Origin of the sequence: Paenibacillus thiaminolyticus (assembly GCF_003591545.1) — a bacterium.
Taxonomy (GTDB): Bacteria; Bacillota; Bacilli; order Paenibacillales; family Paenibacillaceae; genus Paenibacillus_B; species Paenibacillus_B thiaminolyticus_A.
In genome coordinates, this window is sequence record NZ_QYZD01000003.1 from 56,200 (window position 1) to 68,247 (window position 12,048).

Below are 12,048 nucleotides of genomic sequence, written 5' to 3' on the forward strand. Positions count from 1 at the left end.
TTGAGTATTCATGAAAAATTGGAAAGTGTAAGAGATGTGGAAGGGTTTATAACTTTTATTCATGCACTAGCTGAAGATTTAGAACAAAATCCAAGTCAGTGGGCAAATACAGACCTTGCAGATTACCTTAATGGAATTGCATCTTGGGTTGAGGATAGATACGAAATTGAAGAATCCAAGAGAGAGTTTTCGGAGGGTGTAGATTGGGATTCGTTAGCTTTTATTTTATTTGTTGGGAGTAGATACGAGTAATCGTTCTCCTCCTTCAAATAAAATACTCTGCAATATACTTGAAAAACTTTTAGAGGCTTATTCCAACTTCAACAATGGGGAGGAATAAGCCTTTTTGGATGCCCTGATGCACAAGATCATAACTGGATGCATTAGGAACATCCGGGAGCTGGCTTATGCGGAAGGAACAATGTTGGTACAGGGACACACCCAGTGCAAGGTTACGAGATATAGCGGCACGGCCAGGGAACGAGCTATGCGTACAGCAGCCGCACCGACTTCGAATACGACCAACAGGGCAATTTGCTCTTTGAACGCTCTGGCAGCGGCACCACGACCTATTTCTATGACATGTTCAACCGGGACCGCCAAGGGAAAACTACTCCGATAATTTCTTTCCTATAAGTTATTTGGACATTTTCGAAGGGGTACAAGGTGATATTTATATGTGTGCGGTAATCGTCTTGTTAATGGGAAAACTAATAATTTTTATGAAAAAGTGTTCGACTTTATCAATCTGGAGGATGGGCTGTGGATGGGAAGGGAAATACCCAGATGGCCAAATCATCGCTTATTCCATCAAATTGTTAACGTAACGGTGGCTCGGCGGCATCGTCAACAGCTACGAGTACGACGCCTTCGGCCATACCTTTTCCGCCACCGAAGGCTGGCATCCCGAACCGCTTCCGCTACGCGGGCGAGCAATTCGACCCCGTCACGCAGCAATATTACCTGCGCGCGCGGTTCTACAACCCGGTCATTGCCCGGTTCACCCAAGAGGACGAGTACCGCGGCGACGGCCTGAACCTGTACGTGTACGTGGGCAACAACCCGATAAGGTATGTGGACCCGAGCGGGTATAGCAGCCAGAATGTTGGTTGCGGTGGTGGCGGTAAGAAGGAAGGACCTTATGGAGGGACGAATGATCCTCAACAATGGTCTTCTGATAAGGGAATATATTCGGTTGCTTATGAAGTAAAATTACCGAAACATATGTACCCTGGTGTAAGTGATGCTAGACACTTTCAAGAAGCAAACAGACAATTACATGAGGCTTTCCAAGTAGATCCGAGGTTTGCTCAAAAAATGGAGGCATTGTATCCAGGAATTACCGATGGGGTAAAACCAGGGAAAAGGGGAGCATTTCCACGTAAAGCCCCTACTCAAGATGTTACTTGGCATCACGAGCCGAGTAGAGAGGGGATACTACAATTAGTACCTTATGATCAGCATACAGCAAAGGGTAAAATACAGGGTATTTTCCATCCTGATGGAAAAGGAGGGATGGAAAATTGGGGAGGTGGTAGGAAAAGAAAAAAATAATACATTTTCTTCTCTACTTATCTTGATAGACTCTAGTGCTTTATTAAAGTAAAATCCAATTAATAACTTTTTAATGGGGGGAAATATGGAAAAACTTATGGCAGTGCGAAATATACTAAATAATATTGAACAATTCGAGTGGTCGGATGCGTTGTTTCTTCCAGAAGACGAGACGTGGAGTCTAGATACACAAGGTGCTATACTCGATCCAGATGATGTGGAAGATGACAGTGATGAAGTTCCTAAATTTGCAAAGGATAATAATTTAATGTATGTATTAGATATACAAACCGTAAAAGGAATCATCAAGAACATTTCTGAACAAAAGGCTGAGTGTACAGATAATGATTTATTTGAAGCTTTCTTATACTACTATGATAATGATGCTTTTATAGTACTAAAATAATAGAACAACGAGAGCATAAAAAAATTTTTTGGTAATTTGAGTTAATTTTGACCTTGAATGCTTCAGCCATTCAAGGTTTCTTTATTTGTGGGGCTACCCAATGTGGAATGAAGAATAGCACACGTAACCCATGTATTTGTTCAAGTGGCATTAAGGCAGTAAGAATCAGGTTTGTGGCCGGCTACAAGGTAGTAAGGTTAGTTTCTGAGTAATTGACAAATTTCTTTCAGGTTCAGGAGTGGGTTATCTTCAATCAGCATGGAATGGTAGAGTCCGAATTGCGAATTGCCCTGTAATATTAAATCAAAAACTGATAGCAAATATATATTTTAATAAATTAAATGAATTTCCTAAAATAAAATATTAATGGTGTTCCGACTTTCGAGTAACATTTACCCAAATGAGCGGTCTAATAGCTTATTTGCGGTAAATTATTATTTGCATGCAAAACGGAAGGACACATGGTTTTAGAATGCTCTCACGACCTATGCGCAGGTCGAGAAGCCGGACGGCAGCTATGTCCGCCATGACTACGACCCGGAAGGGCTGCGCAGCGGCATTTGCGAGAACGGCGTTACCAGCCGCTTCGTGTTCGACGGGTGGAATATGGTGAACGAGCTGGACGAGGAGTGGAGCGCCAAAGCCTCCTATGTGCGCGGCCATGAATTATTGGCCCAAGTGGACGGCCTTGGAGGTGCCTACTACTACCTGAACAACCAGCACGGCGACGTCGTGCATATCACGAACCGGTTGGGCGGCATCGTCAACAGCTACGAGTACGATGCCTTCGGCCATACCTTGTCCGCCACTGAAGGCATCCCGAACCGCTTCCGCTACGCGGGCGAGCAATTCGACCCCGTCACGCAGCAATATTACCTGCGCGCGCGGTTCTACAACCCGGTCATTGCCCGGTTCACCCAAGAGGACGAGTACCGCGGCGACGGCCTGAACCTGTACGTGTACGTGGGCAACAACCCGATAAGGTATGTGGACCCGAGCGGGTATAGCAGCCAGAATGTTGGTTGCGGTGGTGGCGGTAAGAAGGAAGGGCCTTATCGAAGAAACGAGAATGAAAATGAAGGCGTAAAGATATACAGAAAAATGAGTATGGAAGAGGCTGTTCCTACTATTGACCAAGAAAAGTTGCAACCTGCTCTTCCTGGAAAAAACCCGGAAAAATGGACTACAACAAGTTTGGATAAATTAACTGCACCAGAAAGTATGGGTGGGTTTACCAACTACGGAGTAAATAAAGGGACAGTAGAAGTTGTTGTCGAATTTGAGTTGAAAAGTCAGTATTTTGAGTACATTCAAAAAACGGCAGTACCTCAAAGAGGATCAAAGAAATCCCCTAATATTAGATATCATTATGAAGGGTTACCAAAAAAAGGTGAACATATTAACTATGGAATTACTCCATCAGAATTGGAGACCTTTAATGACAATCTAATTAATGTAAAAATGCTAGAAGATACTATTAAGAAAAAGTAACTCGTACAAAAAGAACTGTGAGGATTATATTTCGCAGTTCTTCCTTTATTTGGAGGTCATGTGATGTCAGAATATAAAATAATTCATGCGAAATATAATGAAAATACGGTCACAGTTTATCAAGCTTTTAATAATAAAATTGCAGATGAAGTTTTGAACGAAGGTAGATTTGGATCATCTTTTAATATAAATAGAATGACCTGGATAAAACCGTCATTCCTTTGGATGATGTATAGATCTGGTTGGGGAACAAAGAAAGATCAGGAAAGAGTGTTATCTATAAATATAGTGAGGGAGGGTTTTGATTTGATTCTTTCTAGGGCAGTACTTACAAAATATAAATCAAAAATTCATGGTACCCCTGCAGAATGGAAATCAAAATTAAAGAACTCTGAAATAAGATGTCAATGGGACCCTGACAGAGATATTTATGGAAACAAACTAGAGAAAAAAGCTATTCAACTTGGTTTAAGTGGGGGAGCAGTAAATCAATATTTAAATGAATGGATTTGTAGCATTAATGATATTTCAACAACCGTTTGTGAATGGAGAGAACAAATTAAGCTTGGAACGTTTGAGATTATGTTATTACCTACTGAAATAGAGTATAAAGTTGATTACTCGGTAAAGAAAAGTTTGGGAATGATAAAATAAATTTTGATTTGGAACTGGAGGGAAAAAACAATGTATGATAAAGATTTAATCAGAGATCTTTTAATAGACTCCACACACAGTATACAAGAGGCGAACACTTTTTTTCAGGAAAGACTTAATGATAAGGCATTATTAGATATCCTAGTTGAGTTTGCATTAGACGATTATTCTAGTGACGCCTCAATGACGGCTTCTTACTGGATTTCGAACTTTACAGAGAATTTACTGCTTACTATTGAGGATAAATTGTTAATTATCCAAGAATACGAATTGGATAATATTTCTGTACATGCATGGATCGCACTTGGAAAAATTAAATCCAAGAAAGGATTAATATATCTAATAGAAAAAAGAATATCACCAAACTTAAGTTGGGAAGCAGAAGCTCTAAAACATCATCTAAAAGAATCTCTTAACGAATAATGATATACCGACTTCCAAACAAAGAGAGGCAGGGCATCACACTGTCATGTATAGAGATTGTAAGACTTCCTTAGAGAACGGGGGCGTAATATATGTCAAAAATGAAAATTATGCCTGTTAAGGTGCCGTGGATGATAAGTCCATCTCATGATTTTGCTAAATTTATTGGTTATGAAGATCGTGAAGTAAGAGTGCAAGTTATGTGTGGATATAATAAGAATTATTATGACAAAGTTATTTCTAAACTAGAACAGCAATATGGAGGTGCAATCCCGGATGAAGAATATAATAAAGCTGGAAGCGTAATTATCGAAATCAAATTTAAGCCAATATGCCTTTTTAATATATATGGTAAAATGGAAGGCTATGAAAAATATGATTTTAGCATATTTGACCCATATTATTATGGAGGCTTGTCTTTAAGTGAAGAGTGGAACAAAACTGATGTTTGTCCAAATCCAGGATTCTATGAGGTTGTTGAATCGAATTTAAAAGAAAATTATGGGTTTACAGCCCCAAAAGTAAAACATTGGGTATTATGTGGCCATGATTCATGTATTGATGTTTTAGCATATTCTTTTGAATGGAAAGAGATAGGGTGGTAATAAACTATCAAATATATATTACACAAATATACTGTTCCAAAAGTCGTTAAACCTTGACTTATATGCTCCCCTCATAATAGACAGGTAAAATAATAAAACCTGCTAATATGAGGGGAACTTTTTTATGCCTAAAGTACAATAGAGCAAATGGAAGTTGTTTTGTGGAGTATAGTTGGAGCGGTAGCTTTACCAAATCTCGATATTCAATTAGCTTCTCATCTGAGGTCCTTTGTTACACCACCTCAAAGTGGGGCATTTTTCGTCATTTTGTATGGGATTAAAAGAAATGAAAGAGAAAGTGATCATCAACAGAACGTGCAGGACGCCTTCGGGCATACCTTGTCCGCCACCGAAGGCATCCCGAACCGCTTCCGCTACGCGGGCGAGCAATTCGACCCCGTCACGCAGCAATATTACCTGCGCGCGCGGTTCTACAACCCGGTCATTGCCCGGTTCACCCAAGAGGACGAGTACCGCGGCGACGGCCTGAACCTGTACGTGTACGTGGGCAACAACCCGATAAGGTATGTGGACCCGAGCGGGTATAGCAGCCAGAATGTTGGTTGCGGTGGTGGCGGTAAGAAGGAAGGGCCGTATGAAGAGTCGGATAGTCTGAAAATACAGCCACCTAAATCAGCGGCTAATAGGCGAAACAGTCCAGGCACTATTACAGGTGGGTATAAAACAAAGACTATACTAAGAGGGACTGATGGAAATATTGATCTTATTCCAAAAGAGGTTTCAGATCAATTGGCAGGAAAATCCTTCAGGAGTTTTAGTGATTTTCAAAAGAACTTCTGGAAAGCAGTTTCAAATACGAAGTACGCAGATGAATTTGTATCTTACCATATAGCTAATAAAGCACGGATGCGTAATGGGAATGCTCCTTTTGCAGATATTAGCCAACAATTAGGACAAGCGGCATGGCCTTATAATATTCATCATCGAACTCCCATTGGTAGAGGTGGAGCTGTATACGATTTAGATAACTTACTTGTTATTGCTCAAAGGACACATGCTGAAATCCTTGAAGTTTCATACCATGGATATAATGGATTTAAGAGGAATTGAGAATTGTGAGGAGGATGCAACATGAGAGATAAATTACCTCAATTTAGATATAATCCAAATGCCTATGATATTGGTATTTTTACAAAAGCACTCAATCAGAAATGCGAAGTTTGTAATCAAGAAACGGATTACATCTATTCAGGGGCTTTTTTTTCGATTGATGAGATTGAAAGTATCTGTCCGTGGTGTATTCATGATGGAAGAGCTGCTAAAAATCATAGAGGCGTCTTTCAAGGAGCAGTAGAATATAACAATCAATTGCTCTCAGTTACTTATAACGATGAAACTAATCAGTATGAGTATTATATTGGATATGATGAAATTAAGCCAATTAATGAAAAAAAGCTAGATGAACTACTTTTCTGTACACCTAGCTATGTATCTTGGCAAGAGCCACAGTGGTTGAGTCATTGTAATGAGTACTGTATTTTTATTGGTTATTTGGATAAAAATCAATTGATCAGTATGGAAGTTGAATTGAAAGACGAAGTAAAAAGATTAGAGGAAGATTGTGGTCTATCTCTTGAACAACTAGGGGATGACATAGGACTTTATCAGTGTGTAGAGTGTGGACAATATAGGTTACACTATGATCACACTTAAACGATAGAAGGAGATGCTTAAGATGAGTAGTTCGATCGGATCTATTGTTAATTAGATTTATAATTAACCCATAGAGCTAGGGAATTCAAAAACCCAGTGCCTCTATGGGTTTGTTTTATAGAGAACATTCCCAAACTATCTTTAACCACGCAAATATAGCGAAGAGCGATTATATATAGTATTATCGCTACAGGATTTGAAATGGTGATAACTGAAGGTAGATAGTTGAGCTAATAAAAATGTTTTTAAACCTTGATTGGCCAAATGCCTTTCAAGGTTTCTTTTTTGGCTTCTGCGTGCCCAGCCAAGCACGCATCTTATTAGGAAAATTGGAATGGATATGAATCATGCTTCTAATAGAATATTTCTTCCAGAGCCAGACCCATCTGTTAGTGGTATCAAGGCATAGGGGTTATCATAAAGTGGATAATGATGTTACAAGCGGATGTACCAAGCGCTGCATCCTGACATTCAGGTCGGCAGCGCCTGATTGTTATTTACGTTTTTTACTTGACGGGTAAGGCTCCTTAAGATCCGTTCGGTTTAAAAGATAGTCTGTACTCGTGTTGTGCAGGTCAGCCAGTTGGATTAGGATTCTGGTTGGTATGTCGACATCACCGCGTTCGTAGTTACTGTAAATACGTTGGCTGCAATTGAGATATGCGGCTATTTGTGTCTGTGTCATGTTCTTCATTTCTCGCAGATCTCGAATTCGTTTGTACAATTGCACCACCTCAAATATCATTATAGTTTAGCGAGTAATTCGCTATTTACTTTTAGCGAATTACTCGCTAAACTAACCTCAAGGTTCTGATTATAGAAGAGAGGGGGTGCACATATGAAAACCATCTTAGGAGAACTGTATCACGGTAATCTTTGCCCGGAAGCGCAGATCGTATCCAAAGATCCGGCATGCCGTGACACGACCCAAAAAATTACGGAGGAGATGAAAAGGTGGCGGGAGCGACTGCCCGAAAGCGAGTATGATCGGCTTGAAGATTTGATGAATTTGGTTGCTGAAATGAATGCGCCGGACTCTTTTGTACACGGCTTTAAACTGGGAGCAATGATGATGATCGAAGTTTTAGGCGCTGGGGAGAAATAAGGGACAGGGACAGTGAAGACTATGTGCGCGAGAGCTAGAATCGGTTGCTGGGAAAGTCCAGAAGGAAACGGTTATACTGTCGCTGCTGGAGGACGACGGAAGCCGCACCGAATTGGAGTACGACCGCCAGGGCAATTTGCTCTCCGAACGCTCTGGCAGCGGCAAAATGCCTGATAAGGAGGAGTGAGCCTTTTTTCTCCCGAGTTTTGTCATAATCTGATTGATTTTGAACGAAAAGTGAACGAAAATAATAAAAAGTGACTGATTCTGATTGAATATGATTGATTTTTGTTGGCGGTTTCAATACAATAGCGTTGAAGGAGATGATAAGATGTTAACCCCGGAACGACATCGAATTATTTTGGAACTGCTCAAGGAAAAGGGAGTCGTCAAGATTCAAGAGCTCGTTCATGAGACCGCTTCCTCCGAAGCAACGATTCGGCGAGATCTGAGCCATCTGGAAAGCGAGAATCTGCTGAAGCGGGTTCACGGCGGTGCAGCCCTGCTCCAAGGTAAAGGGATGGAATCTTCTTTAAGTGAAAAGTCCACCAAGCAGTTAAGTGAAAAGAAACGAATCGCTGAGCTTGCCGTTTCTCTTATTCAAGACGGGGATTGCATTTATCTCGATGCCGGGAGCACCACCTACGAGATGATTCCTTTGCTTGTTGATAAAGAGGTGACCGTCGTGACCAATGGACTTATGCATCTTGAATCTCTTTATGAATATGACATTCAGGCTTATGTTGTTGGGGGAAAGATAAAGGGGCTCACCAAAGCGTTAATTGGCAGTCAAGCAGTACGCGGCTTGCAGGATTATAGATTTGACAAATGCTTTCTTGGCACAAATGGCATTCATGAGGAGCTTGGCTATACGACGCCAGATCCCGAAGAGGCCAACATCAAGAAGATGGCGCTCCATTTATCCGAAAAGAGCTACGTCGTTGCCGACAGAAGCAAGTGGAACAAGGTCTGCTTTGTACAGTTCGCGGCTATCGATGAGGCAGCGCTTGTTATTGATCAGTTGGAACCGGAAGAAGAGAGCTCCATCAACAATAAGACGAAAGTAATAAAGGTTGTGAAATAAATGATTTATACAATGACGCTCAATCCTTCGATTGATTACTACGTGTACGTGGACCAATTCCAGGTTGGCGGGTTGAATCGAATGACGAAAGATCAGAAATATCCGGGCGGCAAGGGAATTAATGTCTCGCGGGTATTATCCCGGATCGGCGTACCCACGAAAGCTCTTGGATTTGTCGGTGGCTTTACGGGACAGTACATTCAAGACGGTTTGAATAACGAAGGCATCGAGACCGATTTTGTGAAGGTCGAAGGAGATACCCGGATTAACATCAAGCTGAAGACCGGGGAAGAGACCGAGATCAATGGCGCAGGTCCTGCCATCTCGGAAGATAAGGTCCATGAACTGTTTGTCAAGATTGAGGGGATGAGCAACGGCGACACGCTGGTCCTTGCAGGCAGCATTCCTTCAAGCTTGGACCCAGGGTTATACGGCGATATCATGAGGCGCTGCATGGATAAGCGCATTCGAGCCGTTGTCGATACAAGCGGACAGGCCATGCTTGAGCTGCTGCCCTACCGTCCGTTTCTCGCAAAGCCCAATCAGCAGGAGCTGGGAGAATTCTTCAATGTGAACATTGAATCCTTAGAGGATGTCTTGCTCTATGGCCGCCAATTGGTTGATCGGGGTGCACAGCATGTCATCGTCTCCATGGCTGGTGACGGCGCAGTGCTTATAACCACAGAAGCAGCTTACGTGGCGAATGTGCCGCAGGGCAAGGTGATCAACTCGGTAGGTGCAGGAGACTCGCTCGTTGCAGGCTTTATCGGACGTTATGCCATAACCGGTTCCATTCAGGAGGCTTTCGCTTATGGCGTGGCAACCGGCAGTGCAACGGCATTTTCAAGTGACTTGTGCAAGAAGGAATATATTGAAGAACTGCTTCCGCAAATTAAACTGATACAAGTGGGGGAGAGTACATCATGAGAATTACAGATCTACTGAAGCAGGACACGGTCATCCTCGATCTTCATTCGACGGGGAAAGAAGCTGTTATTGATGAGCTGATTGCTAAGTTAGAAGAAGCAGGACGCCTAAGCGATCCTAAGGCTTTTCGAGAAGCGATTATGCTTCGTGAAAGCCATAGTACAACAGGGCTTGGGGACGGAGTGGCCATCCCTCATGCGAAGACGGCTGCGGTAAAGGTGCCTGCGATATGCTTTGGACGATCCGTCGAAGGCGTGGATTTTGAGTCGCTGGATGAGCAGCCGGCGCATTTGTTCTTCATGATCGCTGCGACGGATGATGCGCATGATACCCATGTCGAGACGCTGTCAAGATTGTTTACGCTGCTGGATGAGAATATGCGTGAGGCAATGCTGAAGGCGGATTCGGTGGAGCAATTGCTAAGCATCGTGGACCAGCGTGAAAATGAAGTGCTGGCAGAGCAAGCGGCGGAAGCGGCCAAAGCGGCCGAAGCGGAAGAAAAGGCGCAAGCCGAGAAGCGAACCGGGGATCAAACCAAGGATCAAGCCAAGGCCCAAGGGTCGAGTGAAGATTCTGCTGCGAATGCTCGGCCGGCATCTGAACAGGATCGTCCATACCTTATTGCTGTTACGGCTTGTCCGACAGGCATCGCTCATACCTATATGGCCGCGGATGCATTAAAGCAGAAGGCGAAGGATATGGGCATCGATATTAAGGTCGAGACCAACGGTTCGACAGGTGTTAAAAATGGGCTGACCGCAGATGACATTGTTCGAGCTACGGCGGTTATCGTGGCCGCGGATAAGCAAGTCGAGATGAATCGTTTTGCCGGTAAGCATGTGGTTCAGGTTCCTGTTGCAGATGGAATTCGCAAGACCGAGCAGCTCATTGAGCGGGCACTCAAGCAAGACGCACCTGTTTACCGCGCTTCCGAAGAAAAGACGGAGCAGAAAGAGGGCAGCGGCGGGAAGCGCGGCGTCTACAAGCACCTGATGAATGGGGTAAGCAACATGCTTCCATTCGTTGTTGGGGGCGGTATCTTGATAGCGTTATCATTCCTTGTTGGAGGAATTAACGCCGAGGGTGAGATCGCAGAGCTTCTATCCATGATCGGGAAAGCCGCCTTTATGTTTCTAGTGCCGATTCTGGCTGGCTTTATTGCAAGCAGTATCGGAGATCGCCCCGCGTTTCTGCCGGGTATTGTGGGCGGTTATCTTGCGGCTGAAGCCGGTGCCGGCTTCCTTGGCGGGCTTGTTGCCGGCTTCCTGGCCGGTTATGTTGTTATTCTGTTGAAGCGTCTCCTTCAGAACCTGCCTCAAGCCTTGGAAGGAATTAAGCCAGTTCTACTGTTCCCGCTGCTAGGGTTGCTCATCGTGGGCATCTTGATGGTTACGGTTGTTAATCCTCCAGTCGCGGCTTTGAACGGCATGATGACGGATTGGCTGAACAGCTTGAATGGAGCAAATGCGATTCTGCTCGGTCTTATCCTAGGCGGTATGATGGCGGTTGACATGGGCGGCCCGATTAACAAAGTAGCCTTTACGTTCGGGATTGCAGCGATTGAAGCGGGCAACCTCGGTCCTCATGCTGCAGTCATGGCAGGCGGTATGGTTCCGCCGCTAGCGATCGCACTGGCGACAACGTTCTTCAAGAGCAAGTTCACCGAGAGCGAGCGAAAATCCGGCGTGACCAACTATGTCATGGGTTTGTCGTTCATTACGGAAGGAGCGATTCCATTTGCTGCGGCTGATCCGCTCCGTGTACTGACGAGCTGTATTCTTGGATCTGCGATTGCGGGCGGTCTTGCGATGGCCTTCGGCATTACGCTCCCTGCTTCACACGGGGGAATCTTCGTTATCGCTTTAGTCAATAAGCCATTCTTGTATCTTCTTGCGATATTGATCGGTTCGATCGTATCCGCCCTTGCGCTGGGCGTATGGAAGAAGAAAGTAAGAGTCTAATTTGAAGTAAAAGATCTGCGAGGTCAGCATGTTAAGCTCATGACGTGACCTGAGATAAATAATCGTTCCAGCTATAACGGCCGTTCCAAGCATGCGAACCCTCGGAACGGTCTTTTTTTGATATTGTGCATGAAAACTACATGCAAATAGGAGAGATAAGGGGA

14 protein-coding genes and 1 pseudogene are annotated in these 12,048 nt (G+C 43.6%); 14 read left to right on the forward strand and 1 reads right to left on the reverse strand.

Annotated elements, in window-relative coordinates; genetic code table 11:
• From DQX05_RS05200 to DQX05_RS05245, 10 genes and pseudogenes are all read left to right on the forward strand, one after another.
• Complete coding sequence (locus DQX05_RS05200; protein WP_119791528.1) at positions 1-252, forward strand: DUF7660 family protein; 252 nt, start codon at positions 1-3, stop codon at positions 250-252.
• A gap of 353 nt (positions 253-605) precedes the next feature.
• Positions 606-827 (forward strand): annotated as a pseudogene (locus tag DQX05_RS33020) (cytoplasmic protein); the annotation flags it as partial.
• Positions 828-903: 76 nt separating this feature from the next.
• Positions 904-1,554, forward strand: a complete 651-nt coding sequence (locus DQX05_RS05210; protein WP_259391818.1) for an RHS repeat-associated core domain-containing protein — start codon at positions 904-906, stop codon at positions 1,552-1,554.
• An 85-nt stretch (positions 1,555-1,639) separates the two neighbouring features.
• Positions 1,640-1,960, forward strand: a complete 321-nt coding sequence (locus DQX05_RS05215; protein ID WP_220483156.1) for a DUF7716 domain-containing protein — start codon at positions 1,640-1,642, stop codon at positions 1,958-1,960.
• A 609-nt stretch (positions 1,961-2,569) separates the two neighbouring features.
• On the forward strand, positions 2,570-3,451 hold the full coding sequence (locus DQX05_RS05220; protein ID WP_220483157.1) for an RHS repeat-associated core domain-containing protein: 882 nt from the start codon (positions 2,570-2,572) through the stop codon (positions 3,449-3,451).
• A gap of 63 nt (positions 3,452-3,514) precedes the next feature.
• Positions 3,515-4,105 carry a DUF4291 domain-containing protein gene (locus tag DQX05_RS05225; RefSeq protein WP_119791533.1) on the forward strand — a complete coding sequence of 197 codons (591 nt, stop codon included), beginning with the start codon at positions 3,515-3,517 and terminating at the stop codon, positions 4,103-4,105.
• A gap of 30 nt (positions 4,106-4,135) precedes the next feature.
• Positions 4,136-4,528: a hypothetical protein gene (locus DQX05_RS05230; RefSeq protein ID WP_119791535.1), complete on the forward strand. Its 393-nt coding sequence runs from the start codon at positions 4,136-4,138 to the stop codon at positions 4,526-4,528.
• A 92-nt stretch (positions 4,529-4,620) separates the two neighbouring features.
• Positions 4,621-5,133: a hypothetical protein gene (locus DQX05_RS05235; protein ID WP_119791536.1), complete on the forward strand. Its 513-nt coding sequence runs from the start codon at positions 4,621-4,623 to the stop codon at positions 5,131-5,133.
• Between the two features lie 159 nt (positions 5,134-5,292).
• The gene (locus DQX05_RS05240; protein WP_259391786.1) at positions 5,293-6,204 is read left to right on the forward strand and encodes an RHS repeat-associated core domain-containing protein; all 912 of its coding nucleotides are present in this window, start codon (positions 5,293-5,295) and stop codon (positions 6,202-6,204) included.
• Positions 6,205-6,225: 21 nt separating this feature from the next.
• On the forward strand, positions 6,226-6,807 hold the full coding sequence (locus tag DQX05_RS05245; RefSeq protein ID WP_119791540.1) for a CbrC family protein: 582 nt from the start codon (positions 6,226-6,228) through the stop codon (positions 6,805-6,807).
• Between the two features lie 493 nt (positions 6,808-7,300).
• On the opposite strand, the gene DQX05_RS05250 is transcribed toward DQX05_RS05245, so the two are convergent.
• Positions 7,301-7,552: a helix-turn-helix domain-containing protein gene (locus tag DQX05_RS05250; RefSeq protein ID WP_310735644.1), complete on the reverse strand. Its 252-nt coding sequence runs from the start codon at positions 7,550-7,552 to the stop codon at positions 7,301-7,303.
• A 93-nt stretch (positions 7,553-7,645) separates the two neighbouring features.
• On the opposite strand from DQX05_RS05250, the gene DQX05_RS05255 reads away from it, so the two are divergent.
• The 4 genes from DQX05_RS05255 (at position 7,646) to DQX05_RS05275 (ending at position 11,884) form a co-directional block, all read left to right on the forward strand.
• A complete protein-coding gene (locus tag DQX05_RS05255) occupies positions 7,646-7,912 on the forward strand; it encodes a DUF6809 family protein (RefSeq protein ID WP_119791544.1) in 267 nt (88 codons plus the stop codon).
• A 331-nt stretch (positions 7,913-8,243) separates the two neighbouring features.
• Positions 8,244-8,996, forward strand: coding sequence for a DeoR/GlpR family DNA-binding transcription regulator (locus tag DQX05_RS05265; protein ID WP_119791546.1), 753 nt, complete (start codon positions 8,244-8,246; stop codon positions 8,994-8,996).
• The gene (pfkB, locus tag DQX05_RS05270) at positions 8,997-9,923 is read left to right on the forward strand and encodes a 1-phosphofructokinase (protein ID WP_119791547.1); all 927 of its coding nucleotides are present in this window, start codon (positions 8,997-8,999) and stop codon (positions 9,921-9,923) included. It begins immediately after the preceding gene.
• Positions 9,920-11,884: a PTS fructose transporter subunit IIABC gene (locus DQX05_RS05275; protein ID WP_119791549.1), complete on the forward strand. Its 1,965-nt coding sequence runs from the start codon at positions 9,920-9,922 to the stop codon at positions 11,882-11,884. The genes pfkB and DQX05_RS05275 overlap by 4 nt, the downstream gene beginning before the upstream one ends.
• The last annotated feature ends 164 nt before the right edge of the window (positions 11,885-12,048 follow it).

What these genes read in the sequence shown, in the direction of transcription:
- DQX05_RS05265 (WP_119791546.1), top strand. Translation starts at nt 8,244, where the DNA reads ATGTTAACCCCGGAACGACATCGAATTATTTTGGAACTGCTCAAGGAA.
- DQX05_RS05255 (WP_119791544.1), top strand. Translation starts at nt 7,646, where the DNA reads ATGAAAACCATCTTAGGAGAACTGTATCACGGTAATCTTTGCCCGGAA.
- pfkB (WP_119791547.1), top strand. Translation starts at nt 8,997, where the DNA reads ATGATTTATACAATGACGCTCAATCCTTCGATTGATTACTACGTGTAC.
- DQX05_RS05215 (WP_220483156.1), top strand. Translation starts at nt 1,640, where the DNA reads ATGGAAAAACTTATGGCAGTGCGAAATATACTAAATAATATTGAACAA.
- DQX05_RS05275 (WP_119791549.1), top strand. Translation starts at nt 9,920, where the DNA reads ATGAGAATTACAGATCTACTGAAGCAGGACACGGTCATCCTCGATCTT.
- DQX05_RS05250 (WP_310735644.1), bottom strand. Translation starts at nt 7,552, where the DNA reads ATGATATTTGAGGTGGTGCAATTGTACAAACGAATTCGAGATCTGCGA.
- DQX05_RS05245 (WP_119791540.1), top strand. Translation starts at nt 6,226, where the DNA reads ATGAGAGATAAATTACCTCAATTTAGATATAATCCAAATGCCTATGAT.
- DQX05_RS05235 (WP_119791536.1), top strand. Translation starts at nt 4,621, where the DNA reads ATGTCAAAAATGAAAATTATGCCTGTTAAGGTGCCGTGGATGATAAGT.
- DQX05_RS05225 (WP_119791533.1), top strand. Translation starts at nt 3,515, where the DNA reads ATGTCAGAATATAAAATAATTCATGCGAAATATAATGAAAATACGGTC.
- DQX05_RS05230 (WP_119791535.1), top strand. Translation starts at nt 4,136, where the DNA reads ATGTATGATAAAGATTTAATCAGAGATCTTTTAATAGACTCCACACAC.